The organism is Actinomadura rudentiformis (assembly GCF_008923185.1).
Lineage (GTDB): Bacteria > Actinomycetota > Actinomycetes > Streptosporangiales > Streptosporangiaceae > Spirillospora > Spirillospora rudentiformis.
Genome location: NZ_WBMT01000007.1, coordinates 114547 through 138599 on the forward strand (window position 1 = coordinate 114547; position 24053 = coordinate 138599).

The 24053-nt window shown below is 70.3% G+C and carries 20 protein-coding genes; 9 read left to right on the plus strand and 11 right to left on the minus strand.

Translation table 11 applies throughout. From position 1 onward, the window contains the following. Nucleotides 1–41 precede the first annotated feature (41 nt). The 5 genes from F8566_RS16230 to F8566_RS16250 are packed head-to-tail and all read right to left on the minus strand — an operon-like array spanning nt 42 to nt 6882. Complete coding sequence (locus F8566_RS16230; protein WP_151561073.1) at nt 42–1388, minus strand: cation:proton antiporter; 1347 nt, start codon at nt 1386–1388, stop codon at nt 42–44. Continuing rightward, entirely contained in the window at nt 1351–2757 is a 1407-nt protein-coding gene (locus tag F8566_RS16235) for a cytochrome P450 (protein ID WP_151561074.1), read from the minus strand. Before F8566_RS16235 ends, F8566_RS16230 begins: the two co-directional genes overlap by 38 nt. Continuing rightward, entirely contained in the window at nt 2751–3791 is a 1041-nt protein-coding gene (locus F8566_RS16240; protein WP_151561075.1) for an alpha-hydroxy acid oxidase, read from the minus strand. The genes F8566_RS16235 and F8566_RS16240 overlap by 7 nt, the downstream gene beginning before the upstream one ends. Then, a complete protein-coding gene (locus F8566_RS16245) occupies nt 3775–5340 on the minus strand; it encodes an NAD(P)-binding domain-containing protein (RefSeq protein ID WP_151561076.1) in 1566 nt (521 codons plus the stop codon). The genes F8566_RS16240 and F8566_RS16245 overlap by 17 nt, the downstream gene beginning before the upstream one ends. A gap of 39 nt (nt 5341–5379) precedes the next feature. Further along, nucleotides 5380–6882 carry a class I adenylate-forming enzyme family protein gene (locus tag F8566_RS16250; protein WP_225993238.1) on the minus strand — a complete coding sequence of 501 codons (1503 nt, stop codon included), beginning with the start codon at nt 6880–6882 and terminating at the stop codon, nt 5380–5382. Between the two features lie 91 nt (nt 6883–6973). Here F8566_RS16250 and F8566_RS16255 point away from each other — a divergent pair, with 91 nt between their 5' ends. Both F8566_RS16255 and F8566_RS16260 read left to right on the plus strand, forming a co-directional pair. Next, nucleotides 6974–7663, plus strand: coding sequence for a sulfotransferase family protein (locus tag F8566_RS16255; RefSeq protein WP_151561077.1), 690 nt, complete (start codon nt 6974–6976; stop codon nt 7661–7663). Nucleotides 7664–7971: 308 nt separating this feature from the next. Next, nucleotides 7972–8409, plus strand: coding sequence for an SRPBCC family protein (locus F8566_RS16260; RefSeq protein WP_151561078.1), 438 nt, complete (start codon nt 7972–7974; stop codon nt 8407–8409). Nucleotides 8410–8443: 34 nt separating this feature from the next. Here the strand turns inward: F8566_RS16260 and F8566_RS16265 are convergent, their stop codons facing one another. Then, nucleotides 8444–8755 (minus strand): L-rhamnose mutarotase, encoded by a 312-nt coding sequence (locus F8566_RS16265; RefSeq protein ID WP_151561079.1) that lies wholly within the window; start codon nt 8753–8755, stop codon nt 8444–8446. Nucleotides 8756–8767: 12 nt separating this feature from the next. After that, the gene (locus F8566_RS16270; protein WP_225993239.1) at nt 8768–9427 is read right to left on the minus strand and encodes a GntR family transcriptional regulator; all 660 of its coding nucleotides are present in this window, start codon (nt 9425–9427) and stop codon (nt 8768–8770) included. Between the two features lie 160 nt (nt 9428–9587). Here F8566_RS16270 and F8566_RS16275 point away from each other — a divergent pair, with 160 nt between their 5' ends. The 6 genes from F8566_RS16275 to F8566_RS16300 all read left to right on the plus strand — a co-directional run bounded on the left by F8566_RS16275 (nt 9588) and on the right by F8566_RS16300 (nt 19741). After that, nucleotides 9588–11246 carry an L-lactate permease gene (locus F8566_RS16275; RefSeq protein ID WP_151561080.1) on the plus strand — a complete coding sequence of 553 codons (1659 nt, stop codon included), beginning with the start codon at nt 9588–9590 and terminating at the stop codon, nt 11244–11246. Nucleotides 11247–11258: 12 nt separating this feature from the next. Then, nucleotides 11259–12401: a glycerate kinase family protein gene (locus F8566_RS16280; RefSeq protein ID WP_151561081.1), complete on the plus strand. Its 1143-nt coding sequence runs from the start codon at nt 11259–11261 to the stop codon at nt 12399–12401. 88 nt (nt 12402–12489) lie between these two features. Next, a complete protein-coding gene (locus F8566_RS16285; RefSeq protein ID WP_151561082.1) occupies nt 12490–13302 on the plus strand; it encodes a class I SAM-dependent methyltransferase in 813 nt (270 codons plus the stop codon). Nucleotides 13303–13419: 117 nt separating this feature from the next. Next, complete coding sequence (locus F8566_RS16290) at nt 13420–15177, plus strand: FAD-dependent oxidoreductase (RefSeq protein WP_151561083.1); 1758 nt, start codon at nt 13420–13422, stop codon at nt 15175–15177. Nucleotides 15178–15269: 92 nt separating this feature from the next. Then, nucleotides 15270–16505, plus strand: coding sequence for a L,D-transpeptidase (locus F8566_RS16295; RefSeq protein ID WP_225993240.1), 1236 nt, complete (start codon nt 15270–15272; stop codon nt 16503–16505). Between the two features lie 23 nt (nt 16506–16528). Continuing rightward, on the plus strand, nt 16529–19741 hold the full coding sequence (locus F8566_RS16300) for an ATP-binding protein (RefSeq protein ID WP_151561084.1): 3213 nt from the start codon (nt 16529–16531) through the stop codon (nt 19739–19741). Here F8566_RS16300 and F8566_RS16305 read toward each other — a convergent pair. From F8566_RS16305 to F8566_RS16315, 3 genes are all read right to left on the minus strand, one after another. Continuing rightward, complete coding sequence (locus F8566_RS16305; RefSeq protein WP_151561085.1) at nt 19719–20507, minus strand: ABC transporter permease; 789 nt, start codon at nt 20505–20507, stop codon at nt 19719–19721. The two genes, F8566_RS16300 and F8566_RS16305, sit on opposite strands and share 23 nt — an antisense overlap. Further along, nucleotides 20504–21454: an ATP-binding cassette domain-containing protein gene (locus tag F8566_RS16310; RefSeq protein ID WP_151561086.1), complete on the minus strand. Its 951-nt coding sequence runs from the start codon at nt 21452–21454 to the stop codon at nt 20504–20506. The genes F8566_RS16305 and F8566_RS16310 overlap by 4 nt, the downstream gene beginning before the upstream one ends. Before the next feature lie 66 nt (nt 21455–21520). Then, a complete protein-coding gene (locus F8566_RS16315) occupies nt 21521–22270 on the minus strand; it encodes a GntR family transcriptional regulator (protein ID WP_225993241.1) in 750 nt (249 codons plus the stop codon). 122 nt (nt 22271–22392) lie between these two features. On the opposite strand from F8566_RS16315, the gene F8566_RS16320 reads away from it, so the two are divergent. Then, the gene (locus F8566_RS16320; protein ID WP_151561088.1) at nt 22393–22779 is read left to right on the plus strand and encodes an ATP-binding protein; all 387 of its coding nucleotides are present in this window, start codon (nt 22393–22395) and stop codon (nt 22777–22779) included. 30 nt (nt 22780–22809) lie between these two features. Here F8566_RS16320 and F8566_RS16325 read toward each other — a convergent pair whose 3' ends face one another. Beyond that, the gene (locus tag F8566_RS16325) at nt 22810–24051 is read right to left on the minus strand and encodes an FAD-dependent monooxygenase (protein WP_225993242.1); all 1242 of its coding nucleotides are present in this window, start codon (nt 24049–24051) and stop codon (nt 22810–22812) included. Nucleotides 24052–24053 lie beyond the last annotated feature (2 nt).

Consider the following 24053-nt stretch of genomic DNA (forward strand, 5'->3'; position numbering starts at 1 on the left):
TGGACCGCCAGAGATGGGGCAATTGTGGACAATTCGGGAGATCATTGAACCGGTCCGGCGACTGACACGTCCGGCGACGGCTCCTGGGCGGGCTCGCGCCGTTCGGGACCCCGGCCGGGTTCGAGCCGTTCCGGCAAGGCCAGTTTGTAGAGGGGCAGGGCGCTCCCCGTCGTGATGATCGCGACGAGCACGAGCATGGCGAACAGCTCCTGCGTGATCATGCCGTGGAACAGGCCGATGTTGATGAAGATGAGGATCATCAGCCCGCGCGCGTTCATGAGCGCTCCCACCGCGTACGACTCGCGCCAGCTGAACCCCATCGCCCGCATCGACCATGCGCAGCCGAAGTACTTTCCGGCGAAGCCCGCGGCCATGATGGCGAGGAACGCCAGCAGCATGGTGCCGCCCGAGATGCCGCCGAGGTCGGTGTTGAGGCCGGAGAACGTGAAGAAGACGGGCAGGAGCAGCGTCGAGACCACGCCCATCATCCGGTTGTGCAGCGCCTCGCGGAACGCGGGATCGCGGGGCATGGCCAGCCCGGCGAGGAATCCGCCGAACACCGCGTACACCCCGATCCAGTCGGTGAGCCAGCCCGCCATGAGCGGCACGAGGATGACAACGTAGATCGCTGACGGCCCGAGATCGCCCGTCCTCGCGAACTCCCGGCCCAGCGGCCGCAACAACCGGCGGACGACGACGAGCATGAGAACGGCGAATCCGGCGGTCAGCACGATGGTCTGCAGCGCGTCGTCCAGCCCCGACCCCAGGTGCACGGCGGTCAGCACGGCGAGAAGGCACCACGCGAGGGCGTCGTCCACGGCGGCTGCGAGCAGTGACAACCGTCCCGGCGGGGTGTTCTCCAACCCTCGCTCGTACAGGATCCGCGCAAGCATCGGGAACGCGGTCAGCGACAGGGCGCCTCCGACGAAGAAGGCGAACTCCACCCGGCTCACGTCAGGCCGCGACAGCGTGCCCCACAGGAACAGCCCCGCGCCGACGCCCAGGGTCAGCGACGGGATGACGCCTGACGCCGCCAGCAGCCCGGCCCGGCGCTCCTCCCCCGGCACTCGTGCGCCGTGATCCAGCCCGGCGCCGACAAGGAACATGTAGAGCGTCAGCCCGATCGTGCTCAGCACGTACAGGATCGGCCTGACCTCGGCCGGGAAGATCGCCTTCTGCGCCTCCGGGAAAAGCGCGCCGAACAACGTCGGGCCGAGGAGCACGCCGGCGACCATCTCGCCGAGGACGCGCGGTTGCATCACCATCAGGGCCAGGCGGCCGCAGATTCCGGCCGTCAGCAGGATCACGACGATGGCGGGGAAGACCTTGAGCATCAGCTCGAGGTTGGGGTCACCGCTGCTCGCGACGGCCTGGGCAAGTGGGGGCATGGGGGATCTCCGCTCCTGAGGTTCCTGAGAAGTGGCGTTCGCAGAGCCGCAGGCGGCGTGCGTGCAGGACCATGGCGGTGCCGAGGACAAGCTGGACGAGGCTGCGCCAGACGTCCTCCCACCGGTCGCGCAGCCGCATGAGCATCAGAGCCGGGCGGTACAGCAGAGTCGGGCGGGCCGCGGAGACCTGGCCGTCCCGCGGGATGAGCAGGGCAGGTCCACGGTTGGGCAGCGACCGGGTGTGCGAGGCGGATGTGGTGAGCACGTAGCGGCGAAGGATCTCCCGCGCCGCGACGCGCATGGTGATCGGCGCCATCCGCCAGGCCGGGCAGGGCCGGTTCGCGGCGACGCCGAACGGGATGTGGTTCACGTCCCGGCCGCTCGTCCGTACCGACGACCACCGGTCGGGATCGAACCGGTCGGGATCGGTGAAACCCTCGCGGTGGATCCGGGGATAGTCGAAGCACACCACCGACCCCTCGGGAATGCGGACCCCGGTCCCGGTGAGCTCGATGTCGTCTGTGGTGACGCGGTGGGCGATGCCGAAGAGCGGGTAGAGCCGCAGCGTCTCCGCGATCACCTGGTCGAGATAGTGATCGTCATCGTCGGCGCGCACCTTGTCCTGTAGCTCGGGACGCTGGGCGAAGACCATCAGCAGGTGCGCCATCGCCTCCGACATCTGGACGACCGCGGTGTTGAAGAACGTGCCTTGCAGGTAGAACACCTGCTCCCTGGCCGACAACCCCTCCGGGAGCGGGCACCGCACCTCGTCCAGCCGTTCGGCGAGGTACGCGGTCAACCGGTGGCGCTTGTCCATATGCCGCAGCCCGCAACACTTGAGCGCGGTGACGACGTCGTTCGCGTTGCCCACGATCAGGTCGCGTGCCTCCGGGGGGCAGGGCCGGCCGAACACGAGCTCGTAGTAGAACGCCGCCCAGACCGGCATCATCAGGTCACGCAACCGGACGAGCTCCCGGCCCGCCCGCACCTCGCTCGCGACGCATCGGCGGGTGAGATCTTCAGCCTCCCTGCGCCGGACGGCCAGGAAGGCGCGCGTGGCCTTGGCCACGGCGTCGTACCGTTCCCCCGCCTCCAAGTGCTCCTGGTGGACCTCGGCTCCAGGCGACAGCCAGTACCAGAACAGATCCGACAGTGCGGCTCCCTTGCTCCGGCCACCGGCCGCCGGATGGGAGTAGAGCTCCTTGAACTGCTCCACGCCCACCAGGTCCCCGGGGACGGTGATGGCTGCGTCCCCGTTGATCCGGGCGAAGACACGGACCCGCAGCGCCACGATCCGGCCGGGCAGCCACCACGGCAGGCTCACCACGGCGGCGATGAACGCACCGGCCGATCCCGCCTTGATCAGCATGGCCGTCGCACCATGCCCGGATCGAGGTCGTGCACGGACGCGCAGCCGCACAGCGTGAGGGCCTGCTCGATCTCGGCGCGCAACAGCTCGAGCACCCGGCCGGCGCCGCGTTCGCCGTCGGCCGCCAGGCCCCAGATGACCGGACGGCCGACCGCCACCGCGTCCGCCCCGAGCGCCAGCGCCTTCAGCACGTCGGTGCCGCGCCGCACGCCTCCGTCGAGCAGCACCGGGACGGCGCCGCACACCGCGGCCGCGATCTCGGGCAGCATCTCGATGGTGGCCGGGGTGGTGTCGAGCTGGCGCCCGCCGTGGTTGGAGACCATCACCGCCGCGGCGCCGTGCAGGATCGCCGTGCGGGCGTCCTCCGGATGCAGGATCCCCTTGAGGACGATCGGGAGCGCGGTGATCTGCCTGAGCCGGTGGACGTGTTCCCACGAGATCGAGGGCGACATGACGATCGGCCGGACACCGGCGTCCCCATCCCGCAGGTTTTCGCAGCACATGCCGTCCGGCAGGTCGTCGAAGCCGTGCCGGAGCTCGCGTTCGCGCCGCCCGCGCGCCGACGAGTCGACCGTGACGACCAGGGCCCGGCAGCCGGCCGCCTCCGCGCGCCGCACGATCGATTCGGTGAACGCCATGTCCGGCTGGATGTAGAGCTGGAACCACAACGTCGCCTCGGGCGCCGCCGCAGCCACGTCCTCGATGGCGACCGTCGACGCCATGCTCACGATCATGATCGTTTCGGCCGCGGCGACCGCCCGCGCCGTCGCGCGTTCGCCCTCGGGATGGGCCAGCCGGTGGAAGGCGGTCGGGGCGACCAGCACCGGCATCGAGGCCCGGCGGCCCAGCAACGTGACGTCCAGCTGGCGCTTCTCGGCCCCCCGCAGCACGCGCGGCAGCAGCGCCAGCCGTCCGAACGCGGCCTCGTTCGCCCGGAGCGTGACCTCGTCACCGGCGCCTCCGGCGAAGTAGTCGTAATGCGCCGGATCCAGCCGCTCGCGCGCCAGGGCCTCGAACTCACGCAGGCTGAACATGGCGGGCGAAGAAGACGCGCAGGGGCTCGACGTGCACCTCCTGGGAGGTCCACTCGTTCTCCAGGTTCTCCGTGATGTGGTGAACGACCGGCGGCGCACCCCCGAGCGGGTGATACCGGACCACCGGATGCAGATAGTGGCCCTCGGCCGCCCGTGCGGCGTCGTTCTGCCGGATCCGGCCTACCGCGATGTCGAACGGATCGACCTGGTCGTGCTCCGGTCCGTACTCAAGCGTGATCCTGAAGCACCCGCCGTCGTGCGGGACCGGCGGGTCGAGATCGACCGGCACCTCTTCCAGGTAACGCGCCGCGCTCTGCCCGTCCAGGACGATGACGTCGCCCAGCAGCCCGAACTGCTGCCACAGCGCCGAAGTGCGGTTGACCCGTTCGATCACCGCGGCCGCGAGCGCCTCCGGCGTCGCCGGAAGCTCGCGGGACGGCCACGCGACACCGTGGTAGCGGTGCTCCATGATGCGGTGCAGCGCGCGGACGCCGTACCGGAAGCCGTGGATGAACCCGCTCGTGCCGTGCTTGAAGTCGCGGGACTGCGTGATCGTCCCGGCGAAGTAGAGATCGGGGACGTCGGTCGACTCGTACGCGGGCGTCACCGCCGGGAACCTGTCCTGGATCGTCAGCGCGGGGCGGCAGCCCGCCTCAAAGATCGAGCTGTCGAACCGGAAGCCGGTGCACACGATCACCCGGTCGTACGGGATGTCCTTGGTGACCTCGTTGGCGCGGGCGAAGCTCACCGTCACCAGATACGTGCCGTCCGCCTGCCGGTCCACACGCTTCACGTCGCCGTCGAGGAGCGCGTTCTGGGACTTGAGCTGGTACGTGTCGAGCAGGCCGTTGTTGACCGCGCGGAGGTGCCCGACGTAATGGGTCCGCCATGCCATGCGGACGGAGTTCGGACCGGCGACATGGATGACCGCGGCCGTCTCGATCAGGTTGTCCGCCGTCTCGAAGGCCGAGTTGCCCTTGCCGATGATGAGCACCCGCTGGTTGATGTAGTCGGCCGGATCGATGGACGCGGTGCCGTAGCCGTCGGCCATCTCGATGCTGGGGATGGCGGGGATGTTGGGCTGGGTGACGCCGGTCGCGACGACTAGCCGCCGAGCCTCGTACGTCCTGCCGTGCTGGTCGGCCACCTGGAAGACGCCCGTGTCCGCGGCACGGTCGATCTGGACGGCGCGCGTGTCGTAGACCACCGGCAGATCGCAGGCGCGGGCAAAGTCGCCGAGGTATCTCACCATGTCGTCCGCGTGCGGGAAGTACCGGTCGCTGTAGCGCGTGAACAGCAGCTCAGGGTCGTCCGACAGGAGCGAGTTCCAGTCCATCCGGAGGTTGAGCTCCGGATCGTCGTAGCCCGTGTACTTCTTGTTGATCGAGATGAGGGTGCGGTGGCGGGGGAAGGTCTTGAAGAACATGCCCGGCGCCGGTCCCGCTTCGAGGATCAGATGGCTCCGGTCGGCGCGGGTGAGGAAGTACCCCAGCTGGAGCCCCGCGGGACCTGCACCGATCACCAGATAGTCCAGGGTGTTGTCCGGCACGGTCGCCTCCGTGGGAGCGATGTGGTTGAACAGACAACCTCAATGCTCGCGGCGAATCCTCAGAGAACGATCAGAAAGCAGTGTGGGATCAGAAAGCAGGGCCGCCTTGTCGGGCTTGCCGCTGGCGGCGACCGGCACCCCGGACACGGTCGTGATCGTCTGTGGCACGCTGTCGGCGCCGAGCTCGGCGCGCACCAACGCGCGGAGCGCCTCGCGGTCCGGCTCCCGCCCGTCCACCGGTACGACGAACGCGTGGACGGCCTCGCCCGCCCGATCGTCCGGCGCTCCGACGACGTAGGCCTCCATGACGTCCGGATGGCGGGCCAGCGCCACCTCGATCGGCCCCGCGTACACCACCATCGCGTTCACCATGATCGCGTCGCGGGTGCGGCCGGTGAGATACAGGAATCCGTCCTCATCCAGGTGACCGAGGTCGCGCGTACGCAGCCAGCCGTCCCGCAGGGTGTCGCGGGTCTCCGCCTCGTCCGCCCAGTAGCCCGCCATCAGGTACGGGCTGCGCACATGGATCTCACCGTCCCGCAGGCTGATCTCCACACGCGGATGCGGGCGGCCGACAGAGGCCAGAACACCCTCGGGCCCGCGTGCAATATCTCCAGGAGTGAGCATCGAGATCGAGCCCGCCTCCGTCTGCCCGTACCCCTGGTAGACGACCGGCCCGAGCCGCCGCACCGCCGCCGCCAGCCGGTCCGGGCTGAGCGGCGAGCCCGAGACCATGAGCCCGCGCAGGCTGCCGACGTCCACCGGCTCGTCCCTGAGCACCTCCAGCATCCCGTGCAACCTCGGCACGGTGATGATGGAGCCGGTGATCCCATGGCGTTCGATCGCGTACGGGAACAACGGCCGCCCGTCCTCCTCGGGGATCACGGCCGTGCCCTCCCCCAGCACGCACAATGCCAGGAACTCCATGACGACCATGCTGGCCAGCGTCCCGAACACCATGTACCGCTCGAACGCACCGGCGAGCTCCCGCGCGACCGGCGACCACAGCCGCGGCTGCCATGCCCAGTGCTCACCCAGCGCCCGATAGGTGATCGCGCACCCCTTCGGCCGCCCGGTGCTGCCGCTGGTGAAGTTCAACGCGGCGACACCATCCGGACGGGCCGTCACCTCCACCGGCAGCCGTTCACCGGCACATTCCTCAAGCGGCATGACCGGAATCGTCCCGGCCGCCGCGAGCAGCTCCGGCGTCGCGGTCGAACGATCCACGACAAGGGCCTCGACACCCATCCCGAGCACATGGGCGAGCTGCCCCGCCGCGTAGCCGGGCCGTACTCCCACCACCCTGCAACCCAGCACATGCGCACCCATATGCACAGCGAAGGCCTCGGGCGAGACGGCCGTGCAGATCGCGACTCCCTGTCCCGGCCCCAACCCGGCCTCGCGCAGCGCGTTCGCCCAACGCCAGATCAGCTCCAGCAGCTCACCCCGCGAAACGCTCCGGTCACCCTGCTCGAAGACCGTCCTGCCAGGCGAACTCCGCAGCGCATCAAGAACAGACCCTGGAAAGCCCACACCGTCCATCGTTCAGCTCCATTGCCACGGCGGTCATATCGACATACAACCGGCTCATCACCCCGCAACGTAGACGGCGCAGATCAGAAGAGGATCAGATGTGAAGGTCATCGGCGCGGGCTTCGGCCGGACGGGCACGAGATCGTTGAAGGCGGCGCTGGAAACGCTGGGATTCGGGCCCTGCTACCACATGTCCGAGGTCATCGCCGAGCCGTCCCGGGTGCGCCAGTGGCTCGACATCGGCGAGGGCCGCGCGTCCAACTGGGACGAGGTCTTCGCCGGCTACCAGTCGGCGCTCGACTGGCCCGCGGCCTCCTACTGGCGCGAGCTGGCCGAGCACTATCCCGACTCGAAGGTCATCCTGACCGTTCGAGACCCGGCGAAGTGGTACGCCAGCGTCAGCGAGACCATCTTCGCCAGCGCGCTCGCCGAACGGCGCTCGCTCCCGCTCCGCCGCCGGGTGGTCCGGTGGCTGGTACGCCGCCGTTCCCCCGACTTCGCCCTCTACCCGCGCATGGCCAAGGCCACCGTCATGGACCGGGTCTTCGACGGCCGGATCGACGACCGCGACCATGTCACCAAGGTCTTCGAACGCCACATCGCCGAGGTCAAGGCCACGATCCCGCCTGAACGGCTGCTGGTCTTCGAGGCCGGCGACAGCTGGGCCCCGCTGTCCGCGTTCCTCGGCGTGCCCGTCCCCGACGAGCCGTACCCCCAGGTCAACGAACGCGCGGCGTTCCGGCGCAAACGGCCCCGGAGGCTGCTCAGCCTCATCGTCCGCGGCCGCTGAAGGCGCGCGACCAGGCCCGGCGCCAGGCCCATGGCCACGTTGATCGCCAGATCGGTGGCGAACAACATGAGCCCGCCCACGAGCAACCGCTCCAGCCCGGCGGTGTCCGTGACGGACGAAGCCGCGAGCAGGTCCCACCAGAGCTTGACCGACCAGGCCCCCAAGCCCAGCCGCAGCGCAGCCCGTCCGATCACCACCAATGCGTCCATGCCATGCAGACTCGGCGGACCCCCTGACACTCATCGCACAACGCGCTGACGATTTCCCCCCGACCGCTGACAGTCGCGCGTATGCGAGAGGATGGCGGCATGGGAAAGGTCACCGCCACAGCAGAGAAGACGCTCACCGCCGGTCCGGAGAAGGTGGTCGCCGCGCTCAGCGACTACACGGGCGTCCGGAGCCGGATGCTGACCGAGCACTTCAGCGAGTACGAGGTGCGGGAAGGCGGGCAGGGCGAGGGCACGGTGGTGCACTGGAAGCTGGCCGCGACCAAGAAGCGCGTGCGTGACTGCCTGGTCTCCGCCACCGTTCCGAGCGAGCACGCCCTGGTGGAGCGGGACGCCAACTCCTCGATGGTCACCACCTGGACCGTCACGCCGCAGGCCAACGGCTCCCGTGTGCAGGTCGAGACGACCTGGGACGGCGCGGGCGGCGTCGGCGGATTCTTCGAACGCCGCTTCGCCCCCGCCGGCCTGCAGCGCATCTACGAGGCCCAGTTGGCCAAATTGGAGACCGAGCTCTCCTGACAAGGCCTGTTCGCCAGAGCTCCCGGACGACGCGTCAGAGCTGCCAGACGACGGGGAGGGTCTGGGCGCCGCCCTCCGCGGAGTAGTCGTGCTTGACGTCAAGGAGCTCGCCCATGCGGGCCTGCCAGACGGTGTTGATCTCCAGGCGGCCGACCTCGGCGAGCAGCCGGTCGTAGTCCTCGCAGTCGATCACGTGGAAGAGGTCGAGGCCGCTGCGCCAGATCGTCCACTCGCGGGCGCCGGCGGCACGGATGGCCGCGGTCAGCTCGGGCGGGACCTCGCGGTGGGCGGCCTCGTACTCGGCCTCCTTGCCGGGGCGCAGGCGGGTGTGCAGGGCGACGCGCATGGATCTCCCGTATCAGGTCAGCTTGGCGAGCAGTTGGTGACGGGCCCTCGTGAGATGGAACGCGAGGGCCTCGTCGGCGCGGTCGGGCGCGCCGTCGGCGATGGCGTCGAGGACGGCCTGGTGCTCGTCGGCGATCTCGGTGATGCGGAGCAGCTCGTACGCCTGCACCTGCGCCATGCAGAGGCGCATCTCGGCCATGATCGAGCTGTGGACGCGGCTGAGCCGAGGGCTGCCGAGGGCGTCCACGAGTGACCGGTGGAAGCGAACGTCGGGTTCGACGATCGCGGTGCTCGAACCGCCGGGCTCGCCCAGCGTGCGGATCTCCGCCTGCGCCTCCAGGGCGGCGGGCGGGACCAGCCTCTGCTGGGCCAGCTCGCGCATGACCTGGCGTTCCAGGAGCGTCCGGGAAAAGTAGAGATCGGCGACGTCGGCCGCGTCGAAGACCGGGACCCGGGCGCTCTTGTGCGTGCCGCGGCGCAGCAGGCCCTCGCTGACGAGCCGTTCGATGGCGGCCTTGGCGGTGGGCCGGGCCACCTCGTACTCCCCGGCGACCTCGGTCTCGGTCAGCACGGTGCCACCGGCCAGCCGCCCGTCGAGCATGCGCTCGCGAAGCTCGCCGACCAGCGCGTCGACCAGCGACGTCGCCTGCAACCGCCTTCCCACAGCCCTCACCGGAACCACCCTCTCAACGGACGAGCTGCGCTCGATGCCCGCCTCCGTTCCGGCCGGATTATTCCATAAGCACACTTGACTGCTCTGCGTACTTGTCTTACAAGTATACGAATCTCATTCTGGAACGCTACACAGCGGGCTCCCAGCTCCAGGAGGTTTCGTGTACCGCCAAGTCCTCGACCCGCTCGCCGGGTCGCTGGCACTTTCCGCGCTCTGCGCGGCGGTGCCACTGCTCACCCTGTTCGTGCTCCTCGGCGTCTTCCGCGTCAAGGCCCATATCGCGGCGATCACCTCGCTGGTGCTGGCCGTCGCCCTGGCCGTCGGCGTCTGGGGGATGCCGCTGTCGCAGGGCCTGTCCGGCGCGGCCGAGGGCGGCTTCTACGGGCTGTTCCCGATCCTGTGGATCCTGGTGAACGCGCTGTGGATCTACCGGCTCACCGAGATCACCGGGTGGTTCGGCGTGCTGCGCCGCTCGATCCGCACGGTGTCGCCCGACCAGCGCATCCAGGGAATCCTCATCGCGTTCTGTTTCGGCGCGCTGATCGAGGCACTGGCGGGCTTCGGCACTCCGGTGGCCATCACCGCGGTCATGCTGATCGCGGTCGGCATCGACCCGATCAAGGCGGCGACCGTGGCGCTGGTCGCCAACACCGCGCCCGTCGCGTTCGGCAGCATGGGTGTCCCGCTCACCACGATGGCGGGCGTGACCGGGCTGCCGCTGGAGGACCTCGGCGCGATGGCGGGCCGGCAGACCCCGGTGATCGCCGCGTTCATCCCGCTCGTGCTGGTCTTCCTGGTGGACGGCAAGCGCGGCGTCAGGCAGACCTGGCCGGTCGCCGTCGTGGCCGGTCTCGCGTTCGGGGTCGGCCAGTTCCTCGCCGCCAACTACGTCAGCGTCGAGGTCACCGACATCATCGCCGGTGTCGTCGCGGTGGTGGCGGTGCTCGGCTTCCTGCGCGTCTGGACGCCGGGCGAGATCCAGCAGGGCACGCAGGTGCCGGCCGTCGCCGGTGGGTCGGTGGACAGCGAGGCCGAGGGCACGGCGTTCGACGCCGAGATGCGGCGCCGGGAAACCGGAGAGGGCAGCGCGCTCATGGCGTTCGCCCCGTACCTCATCATCGTGGCGCTCTTCGCGTTCACCCAGCTCGGTCCGATCAAGGACTGGCTGGCGACGAACGGCGTCCACCAGTTCACCTGGCCGGGGCTGGACGTCGTGTCGCCGTCGGGCAAGCCCGCGAGCGCGATGACGTTCAAGCTGGAGCACCTCAAGGCGGCGGGCACGATCCTGCTGGCCGCAGGCCTGATCACCATGGCGCTCTACCGTGTCGGCCCGGGCCGGGCGGTACGGGCGTACGGCGCGACCCTGCACCAGCTCCGCTGGACCGTCGTCACCGTCATGTCGGTCCTCGCGCTGGCCTGGGTCATGAACCTGTCCGGCCAGACCGCCACCCTCGGCACCGCGCTGGCGGAGTCCGGCGAGGCGTTCGCCCTGCTCTCGCCGATCGTCGGCTGGCTCGGCGTCGCGGTGACCGGCTCGGACACCTCGGCCAACTCGCTGTTCGGGGTGCTCCAGGTGACGGCCGCCAAGGAGACCGGGCTCGATCCGGTGCTGCTCGCCGCCGCCAACTCCACCGGCGGCGTGCTCGGCAAGATGATCTCGCCGCAGAACCTGGCCGTCGCCGCCGCGGCGATCGGCATGGCCGGCAGCGAGAGCACGATCTTCCGCCGTGTGATCGGCTGGAGCCTCGGCCTCACCGCGGCGTTCGCCGTGTTCATCTACCTGCAGTCCACGCCGGTCCTCGGCTGGATGACCATCTAACGGAAGGAGACGGTGGCCGTGCGTGTCATCTGTGCCCCTGACAAGCTGCGCGGCTCGCTTGATGCCGCCGAGGCCGCCGCCGCGCTCGCCGCCGGGGTCCGCGCCGCGGGCGGCCGGCCCGTCGAGCACCCGCTCGCCGACGGCGGGGAGGGTTCCCGCGGCACCGTGCAGGAGGCGCGCGGCGGCACGGTCCTCGATGTGGAGAGCGTGGACGCGTTCGGGCGTCCCTGGCGGGCCAAGACCGGCCGCCTCGACGACGGCACCGCGATCGTCGAGGCGGCCGAGGCTGTCGGCTGGGGGGCACTGGCCGAGGGCGAGCGCGACCCGATGCGCGCCTCCAGCGCCGGGCTCGCCGCCCCGCTCCTGGCCGCCGCCGGTGACGCACGCCGAGTCGTCGTGTTCCTCGGGGGCACGGCCACCATGGACGGCGGTACCGGCCTCCTCGCGGCCCTCGGCGCGGAGATCCTGGACGGCGAGGGACGGCGGCTGTCAGGGAGCGGGGCCGACCTGGCCCGCGTTCACTCCATCGATCTCGCGCCCGCCCGGGAACGGCTGAAGGGCGTCGAGCTGCTCGTCGCCGCCGACGTCGTCAGCCCCTTGTACGGCCCGAACGGCGCGGCCCGGGTCTTCGGCCCGCAGAAGGGCGCCGATCCGGACATGGTCGAGGTGCTCGACGATGGCCTGCGACGGCTTGCCCCTCTTCTGGGCGTCGGCTCGGGACGCGGGGACGGGGCGGACGCGGCGCCCGGCGGTGGAGCGGCCGGCGGGCTCGGTGCCGCGCTGCTGGCCCTCGGAGCCCGGATGAAGCCCGGCGCGGTCCTGATCCGGGAGCTGACCCGGTTCGATGAACTCCTGGTCGACGCGGACCTGTGTCTCACCGCCGAGGGCAAGGTCGACGCGAGCACCGACGCGGGCAAGACCATCCGCGCGGTGGTCGACGCGTGCGCCGAGGCCCAGGTGCCCTGCGTCGTGCTCGGCGGCACGCTGACGGCGGACGCCCAGCGGCTGTACGAGCGCGGCGCCACCGCCGTGCTCTCCGTTTCCCCAGGTCCGCGCGACCTCGACACCGCCCTCCGGGAGGCCGGATCCGACCTCACCGCGACCGCCTACGCCGTCTGCCGCATGATGCGCCGAAACAGGCCGGGGTCCGGCTGAGCCGGGGTTGGGGTCTGGCCGCCGGCGGCACGACGCGTACGCTCGAAGCCAGAGGCGCGGTGCACGGGAGCCGGGGCAGGAGGTCACCATGAACCAGTCCGGCTGGCAGCTCGGCGAGTCGACCGCGGCCGGGTACGAGCGGCATCTCGTCCCAGGGATCTTCGCTCCGTGGGCGGAGCGGCTGATCGCCCTGACGCCGCCCCGGCCCGGCGAACGGGTCCTGGACGTGGCGTGCGGGACCGGGATCGTGGCGCGGACGGCGGCGCGGCGGATGGAGGACCGGGGCCAGATCGTGGGCGTGGACCTCAACGAGGAGATGCTCCAGGTCGCCCGTGCCGTGTCGGGAGAGATCAGGCCCCACATCGAGTGGCGGCAGGGCGCGGCGGGTGAGCTGCCCTTCCCGGACGAGTCGTTCGATCTGCTCTACTGCCAGCAGGGCCTGCAGTTCTTCCCCAACTGGGACGCCGCGCTCAAGGACATGAACCGGCTGCTGGCACCCGGCGGCCGGCTGGCGCTCGCGGTCTGGCGGACGATCGACTACAACCCCGGCTTCGCCGCCTTCGTCGCCGCGCTGGAGAAGCACGCGGGTCCCGAGACCGCGTTGATCATGCGTTCGCCGTTCGCGGTACTGCCCCAGGACGATCTGCGGCAGATGGTCTCGCGCGCGGGGCTGACGGACGTGCGGATGCGCATCGCCGTGGGCTCGGCGCGGTTCGACTCGGCGGGCGACCTGATCGACAGGGAGGAGCAGAGCTCCCCGCTGGCCGGCCCGCTCGGCGACCTCGACGCCGCCACCCGCGAGGCGCTCCGCACCGATCTCGAGGAGCGCTTGGAGCCCTGGACCGATGACGACGGGGTGATCCTGCCGCTCCAGAGCCACTTCATCACCGCCCGCCGATGAGGATTTTGTCAGCCGACTGACAAAACCGGCGAAAATTATCAAGGTAAGTGAATAGCGCGCCGGCCCGGCGGGGCCCGATCGTAGGTGCCTTTCCGGGGCCATGCGTGGAGGTGTCGCGTGACAGAGGGGTCCGAGGCGCGTTCGTACGACTACGACGTGATCGTGGTCGGATCCGGGTTCGGCGGCAGCGTGGCGGCGCTGCGCCTTGCCGAGAAGGGCTACCGGGTCGCGGTCCTCGAAGCCGGACGCCGGTTCGACGAGAGCACCCTGCCCAAGACGTCCTGGCGGCTGCGCCGCTATCTGTGGGCGCCGCGCCTCGGCCTGCGCGGCATCCAGCGCATGCACCTGGTGGGCGGCAAGGCGGGCGTGCTCGTGCTGGCCGGGGCGGGGGTCGGCGGCGGCTCGCTGGTGTACGCCAACACGCTGTACGAGCCGCTCGACCCCTTCTACACCGACCGGCAATGGGGCCACATCACCGACTGGCGGGATGAGCTCGCGCCGTTCTACGACCAGGCCAAGCGCATGCTGGGCGTGACGCTCAACCCGCTCGTGACGCCGGCGGACGAGGCGATGCAGAAGGTCGCCAAGCGCATGGGCGTGGGTGGCACCTGGCATGCGACCCCGGTGGGCGTCTTCTTCGGTGACGACAGGACGACCCCGGGCGAGGAGACCGACGACCCGTACTTCGGCGGCGCCGGGCCGCGGCGGAGCGCCTGCACGGCCTGCGGCTCCTGCATGGTCGGCTGCAAGGTGGGAGCCAAGAACACGCTCGTCAAGAACTACCTGTACCTCGCCGAGCAGGCCGGGGTGCAGGTCCTTCCCGACACCACGGTCACCGGGATCACGCCCATCGACAACAACGGCGACAGCAACGGCGACGGCGGCGGTTACGAGGTCGAGATCGTACGGACGCAGGCCATCCCCCTCCGCGGGCGTCGCCGGTTGACCGCCGAGCATGTGGTCCTCGCCGCCGGAACGTACGGCACGCAGCAGCTGCTCCACCGCATGCGGGCGAGCGGCCGTCTGCCCAACCTCTCCTCCCGCCTGGGCGAGCTGACACGTACCAACTCCGAGGCCCTCCTCGGCGTCGAGCGCATGACAGGCTGGCACCGCAAGGGCGACGTCGACCACAGCACTGGGCTCGCCATCACCTCGTCGTTCCATCCGGACGACAAGACCCACATCGAGCCGACCCGATACGGACCCGGCGACAACCTGATGGGCCTCATCCGGACCCTGCTCATCGACGGCGGCGGCCGCGCCCCGCGCTGGGCCAAGTTCCTCGTCGAGGCGCTCCGCAAGCCGGGGCTCATCGTGCGCGCGCTCTCGATCCGGGACTGGTCCAAGCGGACGATCATCGCGCTGGTCATGCAGACGGCCGACAACTCCATCACCGTCACCCAGAAGAGGCGCGGACTGCTCAGACGCCGCCGGCTGACCGCGCAGCACGGCATCGGCGAGCCCAACCCCACCTGGATCCCCATCGCCCACGACGCGGTACGGCTGCTGGGCGAGGAGCTGGACGCCCAGCCGGGCGGCACGTGGTTCGACCTCTTCAACATCCCGACCACCGCCCACTTCCTCGGCGGCTGCGTCATCGGGGACTCACCCGACACCGGAGTGATCGACCCGTACCACCGGGTCTACGGTCACCCGGGCCTGCACATCGTGGACGGTTCGGCGGTCACGGCCAACCTGGGCGTCAACCCCTCGCTCACCATCACGGCCCAGGCGGAACGCGCCATGGCCCTGTGGCCCAACCGGGGCGAACGGGACGCGAGGCCCTCGCTCGGCTCGCCGTACGAGCGCCTCGCCCCGATGACACCACGGCACCCGGCCGTCCCGGCGCACGCCCCCGCGGCCCGCCACCAGTGACCAAACCCGCCGTTATCAAACCGCAATAAACATTTCGCCTCCCACCGGCATCTCATGATCAGTATTGGCCCGAACGGCTGAGGGAGATCTGGGTGCGCGGTAGAGCCATGGTCATGGCGCTGGTCGTGGGACTCGCCACGGCTGCCTGCGGGGGCGGCGGGGACGACGGCGCCAAATCGACCAGCCAGGGCGGTGCGGACGGCACGCCCAAGCTGACCATCACCCCGGCGCACGGGAGTGGCAACGCCCGGCCGGACGCGGGCGTCTCGATCACGGCGGCGGGCGGGACGCTCAGCCAGGTCGCCGTGAAGCTCAAGGGCGTCGACGTGCCGGGCACGCTGTCGCCCGACAAGACCAGCTGGCGTTCGACCTGGACCCTCGTCCCGGGCGGCCGCTACCAGGTCTCGGCGACCGCGGCCTCGCCGAAGGGCAAGTCGACCACCGCCACCGCCGCGTTCCGCACGGTCAAGAACACCGCCGCCACCAGGATCAACAACGTGGTCCCGAGCGCGAACGAGACGGTCGGCACCGGGATGCCGATCTTCATCCAGTTCACCAAGCCGGTGCCGGAGAAGGCGCGGGCCGCGGTGGAGCGCGCGGTCGAGATCCGCTCGACCATTCCGACCGAGGGCGCCTGGCGCTGGCTCGCCCCCGGCGAGTCGTTCAACGGGCTGCCCTCCCTGGTCTTCCGGCCGCGCCAGCCCTGGAAGCCGCGCCAGAAGGTCTCGGTCACCGTGCACTACGCCGGACTCAAGATCGGCGACAACGTGTTCGGCGACAAGGACATCACGCGCAAGTTCCGGATCGGCGATTCGCACACCGTCACGATCAACTCCAAGACCCACCGGCTGGTGGCCAAGAAGAACGGCCGTGTGGTGCGCAGCTGGGGCGTCAGCCTCGGCAAGGGCGGCGAGGTCGTGAACGGGGTCGACCGGCTGCTCACCACCAGCGGGGTCCACCTGACCATGGACCGCAGCCGGATGGAGCGCATGATCTCGCCGGGCAAGAAAAAGGGCGATCCCGGCTACTACGACGAGCAGATCCCGTGGGCGACCCGCATCTCCAACAGCGGCGAGTACATCCACCAGGGCATGTCCGAGCACTACTGCCTGGGCAGGAACAACTGCAGCCACGGCTGCGTGCGTTCACCGGCGGACGACGCGAAGTGGTTCTACCACTGGTCCTACCGCGGCGACCTCGTGACGATCACCGGTACGGCCCGTTCCCTGGAGTGGTGGAACGGCTGGGGCTACTGGCAGATGCCCTTCTCCAAGTGGATGCAGGGCGGCGTCCTGAAGCAGCCTGTGACCACTGCCCCGCTGACCTGATCAGGGGTGGTTAGCCTGGGCCCGTGACCATCGAGCTGCGGGTGCTGACGCGGGTGGTCTGCCGTGAGCAGGAGATCTCAGGCTCCCGATTGCGCGGTCTGCTCGCGCTCCTCGCCGGTGAGCCGCGAAGCGGGCTGAGCGCAGCCCGGCTGGTGGAGGAGCTCTGGCCGGACCAACGGCCCGAGAACCCGCACAAGGCCCTCCAGGTCATCGTGTCGCGGGCGCGGGCGCAGCTGGGCTCCGACCTGATCGAGAGCACTCCGAACGGCTACCGGCTGGCTCTCGACGAGGACCGGATCGACGCGGCCGCAGCCCTGCGGCTCTCCTCCTCGGCCGTACGGCTCGCGGATGCCGGCGACCACGAGGGGGCACTCGGGTGCGCCGAGGAAGGGCTCGCACTCTGGGAAGGGGCCGTCGAGGACACGTCCTTCGATGACCCGGTGTCGGCACTGCGCGAGGAGAGGCGCTCCGCACGGCGGTCGCTGGCGCGCGTGCGAGCGTTGTCGCTGTCCAGGCTCGGGCGGCGGGCGGAGGCGATGGAACCGCTGACCGAGCTGGCCCGCGAGCATCCGCGCGACGAGGAGGTGCTGGCGGAACTGCTGCGGTGCGAGGCGGCGGCGGCCGGACCCTCCGCGGCGCTGGAGAGGTACGAGGCGTACCGGCGTGACCTGCGCGACGAGCTCGGCACCGATCCCGGGCCCGGCCTCCAGGCGCTGCAGCGGGAGTTGCTGGAGGAGGAGTCGCCGCCGGTCCGGCACGGCGTACGGTTCGAGCCGAACCCGTTGCTCGGCCGCGCCGGCGACATCGCGGCGGTCACGAGGCTCCTGCGGACAACCCGGGTCATCTCGATCGTCGGAGCGGGCGGTCTGGGCAAGACCCGCCTGGCGCACGCCGTGAGCCGTGAGACCGAGCACCGCGCCGTGCACTTCGTTCCCCTCGCCGGCGTCAGGACGGATGCCGACGTGGCCGCAGAGGTCGCGTCGGCCCTCGGCGTAGGTGACTCCTGGAGCTTCACGGGGCGGACCTCGACGGAGGCGCTCACCGGCATTCTGCGTGCGCTGGGCGCCGGCTCCGTGCTCCTCGTGCTGGACAACTGCGAGCAGGTCATCAACGGCGTCGCCGACCTCGTCCATTCGCTGGTGTCGATGGCGCGGAACCTCCAGGTACTCACGACCAGCCGTGCCCCTCTGGGCCTGTCGTCGGAATCGGTCTACCTCCTGCCGGAGCTGGACCTGCCCACGGCCATCGAGCTTTTCGAGCAGCGTGCGCGGGCGGTACGTCCCGATGTCGACCTGCCGGGCGACGACGTGATGGAGCTGTGCCGGCATTTGGACGGGCTGCCTCTCGCGGTGGAGCTGGCGGCGGCGCGCGTCCGCGCCATGTCCGTGGCCGAGATATCCCGCCGCCTGGCGAATCGTTTCGCCGTGCTGCGAGGCGGCGCGCGGGACGCGCCGGAGCGGCACCAGACCCTCTACGCCGTCGTGGACTGGAGCTGGAACCTCCTCTCCCCGGGCGAGCAGGCCGCGATGCGCATCCTGTCGATCTTCCCGGACGGCTTCACGGCGGACGCGGCACGGCGGCTGCTCGGCGACGGCGACGATGACGAAACCGGAGAAGTCTTCGACGTACTGGAGCACCTGGTCGACCAGTCGCTCCTCAAGGTCACCGAGTCTCTGGCGGGCATGCGCTTCCGGATGCTGGAGACCGTGAGGGAGTTCGGCGCGGAGCAGCGGGACGCGGCCGGGGACACGGGCCGGGCGCTGGAGGGCTTTCTCGCCTGGGCTCGCGACTTCGGCGCGGCCGAGCACGAGGTGGTCTTCGAGGCGACCGTGGTGGCGGCCTCCGTCGAACGTCTCCGGGCCGAGCAGGACAATCTCCTGCAGGCACTGCGGCACGGCTTCGACCGGTCCGACGGCGCCACCGTCGCGGCGGCGTTCGCCGTCCTCGGCGGGATGTGGCTGGTCGAGTCGAAATTCACCCGGCTGGCCGAGCTCGCCGGGAGGAGCGCCCAGGTGCTCGCGTCCTACCGGCCCGAGCCGGGTCTCGTCGACGTCACCCGTACCGCGCTGGCGATCTGCGCGGTGAGCGCCTTCATGCAAGGGCCGCACGAGCTGCGCTCGCTGGCCGCGCTGCGGCGGCGGTTCCCGCCCGCGCCGGCCGGCACTCTGGTCGGCGCCCTCATGGTCGTGCTGGCCACTGCCCCCGGCATGCCGGGCCACCGTGCCCTGGACCAGCTCTGCCAGAGCGATGAGCCCCTGCTGGCCGGCGTCGCCAATCTCTGGGCGAGCTACGTCTCGGAGCACGAGATCGACGTCGAAGGGGCGCTGGCGGCCGCTTACCGGGCGCTGACGGCGTTCGAGCGGGCTTCGCACCCATGGATGCAGTTGCAGTGCCATTCCCGGCTCGCCGAGCTGTCGGCCCAGGTCGAACGGTGCGAGCAGACCAGGCATCACGTGCGGGCGGCGTTGGAGGCGGCGAGGAGGGTGCGGCCCGAGCCCGACGTGGACGGCTTGGGCCTCGGGCTGGTGCAGACCGACCTGCTGTGCGGCGATGTCGACGAGGCGGAACGCCGGCTGGATGCGGTGACGCACGATTCGGAGGAGAGCTTCGGGGTCCTCCCGGCCATGCTCAGCCTGCGGGCCGAGATCAAGCTCATTCGCGGTGACATCGAGACGGGCCTGCGCCTGTGGCGGATGGCCGTCGAGGAGTGGGAGCGCAGCCTCCAGCCGATTTACGAGAACGTGCAGGCCGGCCGGGAACCGTGGAGCATGGAGACCCTGGCGGCCGCCGTGATCGCGCACGCCCACCACCGCCGGCTTGACCTCATTCCGGAAATCGTCGCGGATCTGCCAGCCCGCGTGGCCGCGCTCATCGCCGACCCCGTGCCGAACGCCCCGTCGTACCTCGTCCAGTTTCCGATCTGGGGCGCGGGCCTCCTGGCGCTCGCGATGGTGGACCTCGACCGCGGGACGCGCGAGGGCGACGCGGCCGCGGTGCGTTCCGGCGTCCGGATGGTCGCGCTGGCCGAACGGTTCTGGTTTTTGCGGCGCTTCCAGCCGACCATGTCCTCCGCCCGCGCCCGTCGCGCCGCCGAGGAGGCCGACGGACCGGCGTACGCCGACGCGGTGTCGGAGTACGCCGGTCTCGAACGGAACGAACTGCGCGCCGTCGCCTTGAACGCGATCAAGGACCGTCCCCACGGCCAGGGCACGCCTAGCGCGTCGGCTCGCGGTTGAACTGGCTGCGCGACCAGAGGAAACAGAGCACCGTGATCCCGGTGCACCACGCCACCGCGATCGCGGCGTTGTTCCCGATCGGCGTGCCGAGGAGCAGCCCGCGCACGGTCTCGATGACCGGCGTGAACGGCTGGTATTCGGCGAACCAGCCCAGCCAGGACGGCATCGAGTCCGTGGGGACGAAGCCGCTGCCGAGGAACGGCAGAAGCATCAGCGGCATGGGCGTGTTGCTGGCGGTCTCGGGGCTGTCGGCCTTCAGCCCGAGTCCGACCGCGAGCCAGGTGATGGCGAGCACGAACAGCGTGAGCACACCGATCACCGCGAGCCACTCGACCGGCCCCGCGTTGGGCCGGAAGCCGACCAGCAGGGCGACGCCGAGGACCACCGCGACACCCAGCATCGTCTGGATGACGGCTCCGACCACGTGCGCGGTGAGGATCGCCGGGCGGAAGATCGCCATCGTGCGGAGCCGGGCGATGATGCCCTGGGTCACGTCCGTCGCGACCAGGACCGCCGTCGCGGTCGCCGTGCCGACCACGGAGAACAGGAAGACCCCCGGGGTCATGTAGTTGACGTACGACTCCCGGCCGCCCCCTCCGGCGAGCCCGTCGCCCAGGGTCGCGCCGAACACGTAGACGAAGAGCAGCAGGAACACGACGGGCATGCCGATCAGCACCAGCGTCATCGACGGGTAGCGCAGCATGTGCTTGAGACTGCGGCGCAACATCGTCGAGGTGTCACGCACGGCGTACTTCATGGTGCTCATCGCACGTCCTCCTTGGGCCGGCCGGTCAGGGACAGGAACACGTCGTCGAGATCGGGCTTGTGGATCGACAGGTCGACGACCTCGACCGACTCGGCGTCGAGTGCGCCGAGCAGGAGCCTCAGCGACTTCACGTCACCGTCGCTCGGGACCTGCAGCGTGAGTTCGTCCTCGGCCTGCGGCACCCCGCCGAGGACGCGGGCGGCCGCCTGGAGCCCGTGCGCGTCGGCGAACTTCAGCCGGACGTGCCCGCCCGGCACGAGGCGCTTGAGCTCGTCCGCGGTGCCCTCGGCGACGAACCTGCCGTGGTCGAGCAGCGCGATCCGGTCGGCGAGCTGGTCCGCCTCCTCCAGATACTGCGTGGTCAGGAAGATCGTCACACCGTCGGCGACCAGCCGCCGGATGATCTCCCACATGGCGCGCCGGCTGCGCGGGTCGAGACCCGTCGTCGGCTCGTCCAGGAAGATGATCTCGGGGTCGCCGATCAGCGTCATCGCCAGGTCGAGCCGCCGCCGCATGCCGCCCGAATACGTGGCGGCGGGCTTCCGGGCCGCCTCCATCAGGTCGAACTGGTCGAGCAGCTCCGCGACCCGCGGCCGCACCCGCCGCTTGTCCAGGTGGTAGAGGTCGCCCATCAGGCGCAGGTTCTCCTCGCCTGTCAGCAGGTTGTCGACCGCCGAGTACTGCCCGGTGACGCCGATCGCGGCGCGGACGCCGTCGGGGTCCACCGCCAGGTCCCGGCCCGCGACCCACAGCTCGCCGCCGTCGGAACCGATCAGGGTGGACAGGATCTGCACGGTGATGGTCTTGCCTGCGCCGTTGGGACCGAGCAGCGAGAAGATCGTTCCGCGTGGGACGTCGAAGCCGATCCCGTCGAGCACGACCTTGTCACCGAACGACTTGCGCAGACCGGCCACATGGATCGCCGTTTGCGAAGAGTTCGAATTCATGACCCGAGCGTGCGGGCGCCCGGTTTCACGGCGGTTTCGCGCCTCCGCAGCCCTGAAACCGGGCCTTCAGTCGGCGTGCTCGACGGGGATGACGTACGAGAGCTCGTACCGGTCGACGGGCACCACGAGGTCGGCTGTCTCCACCGGGCGTTCTCCCGCGTAGGTGCGCTGGACCACCATCATGATCGAGCCGAGCGGCTCGGCGAGCCGCTCGACCTCGTCGGTCAGGATCGCGCGCGCCGTGACGATCTCGGTGACCCGCGTCACCTCGACGCCGATGAGGCGCATGCGGGCCACGACTCCCAGGCCGGCGTGCGGCCCCTTCTCTGGGAACATCACCGGCGTGCCGCGCGTGATGGCCAGCGGCTCCCACGAGGTGGACGTCATCACGGGCTGGTCGTCGGCCAGGAACACGTACCGGGTCCGCATGACCGGGTCGCCCGGGGCGATGTCGAGCCGTTCGGCGATCGCGGGCGTCGCGGTGGTGGTCTCCGAGGACGAACGCCAGGTGCTGGCGCGGCCCTGCGCCTCCATGTCCGCGGCGAAGGGTGAACCGCCGCGATCCTCGCGGTACCAGCTGCGTGAGAGCCGCCGGACCTCGGGACGGGCGCGGACGAACGTGCCCGCGCCCGGTCTCGCCTCCAGATAGCCCTCGGCGATGAGCAGCCGGACGGCCTCGACGGCCACCCGGTCGGAGACCCCATGGTCATGGGCGAGCTGGTGTCGCGAGGGCACCCGGTCGCCCGGCGCGAGGTGCCCGTCGACGATCTGCCGTCGCAGATCGTCGGCGATGCGCAGGTAGGCGGGCTGTGACAAGGCGACTCCGAGCGGCCGGCCGCGGACTGTTCCGCACCAAGCTTGACAACCTGAGTACCCAGGTTCAAGCTGTGTACTCAGCTTACCGAGCGTCAGCATTCGATCGCGCGGAGGTGCCTCCCATGGAGTGGACTCTGACCTACCCGGGTCTACCGGCCATGGTGCCCGCAGCCCGAGCGTTCGTCAGGGCGATGCTCGAAGAGACTCCCCGCGCCGAGGACGTCGAGCTCGTGACCTCGGAACTCGTGGCCAACTCCCTCCGCCATACACCCGCGGGCCTGAGCGGCGGGACGTTCACCGTGGCGGTCACCGTGCGTCACGGCTGGGCCCGTGTCGCCGTCACCGACTCCGGCTCGGGCGACTGGCGGCATGCCGCCAGCCGCCCCGGTGACGATGAGGAGTACGGCCGCGGCCTCCTCATCGTCGAGGTCTGCGCGGACAAGGCCGGTCACGATGTGGCCGAAGACGGCCAGACCATGTGGGCCGAGTTCACCTGGCGCATCCGCTGAACGGCCATGGCCCCTTCGGCGGCACTCACCTCAGTACTCCTTGAGTGGGAGGTCGTTGATGATGCCGGCCGCTTCCTGAAAGTCGGGCACGGCCACATCCAGCTCGACGTCGCCGCCCATGTCCACGGCCGCCTGGGCCTCGACGCGCGCCTTGTTGGTGTAGGCGAGCTCCTGGTTGCACCGCACGTACTCGCGCAGCTCCCGCTCGTACGCGGCGAAAGCCCGCACATGGTCGCCGCCGGCGGCCTTCAGCTCGCCCGCCAGCACGTACGCCGCGACCATCGCCATCGTGGTGCCCTGGCCGGACAGCGGCGAGCCGCAGTAGGCCGCGTCACCGAGCAGCACGACCCGGCCATCGGACCAGGTGTCCATGTGGATCTGCGCCATGGCGTCGAAGTGGAAGTCCTTCGCCTCCCACATGTACTCCAGCATCCGCGGCAGTTCCCAGCCCTCACCGCCGAGACGGTCGGCCAGGATCCGCTTCTGCGCGTCGATGTCGCGGTGGTCGTAGTCCAGCGTCTCCTCGGTCTCGAAGCCCAGGTAGACGCGGCATTCGGTGTTGTCACGAACACTCATCACGCCGCCGCCCCAGGACCCGCCCGGAACCTGGTGGAACATCTGCCAGCGATCCAGCTCCAGGTAGTTGGGCATGCTCCACACCGACAGGTAGGTCCCCATGTACGTGATGTAGTCCGTCTCCGGGCCGAACACGAGCCTGCGGGTGTTGGAGTGCAGCCCGTCGGCGCCCACCACCAGGTCGAAGGTCCGCGGCTCGCTGTTCCTGAACGCGACGCGGACGCCGTCGCCGTCCTGCTCGATCGCGGTGATCGAGTCGCTGAACAGGTACTCGACCTTCCCGGCCGACTCAGCCGCCGACTCCGCCGCCGACCCGGCCGCCGACTCAGTGGCCTCGGCCATGATGACCGACAGGTCGTCGCGGAGGATTTCGACGTCCGGGCTGTCCAGGTCGCCGCCGGTGATCGTGCGCTCGGTGGTGCTGAACAGCTCCTTGCCGTCGGCGTCCACCATCGACATCCCGCGCATCTGGACCCGCCGGTCGCGGATCTCGTCCAGCACGCCCATCCGCTCCGCGACCTCCAGCGCCGGGCCTCGGACGTCGATCGCCTGCCCGCCGACACGCAACGCCGGGGTCAGCTCCACGATCGTCACGTTGAATCCGTACCGGACCAGCCAGTACGCCAGGGCCGGTCCGCCGATGCTGGCACCGGAGATCAGCACATCGCGGTTCTTCATATCGACGCGGTTCTTCATTT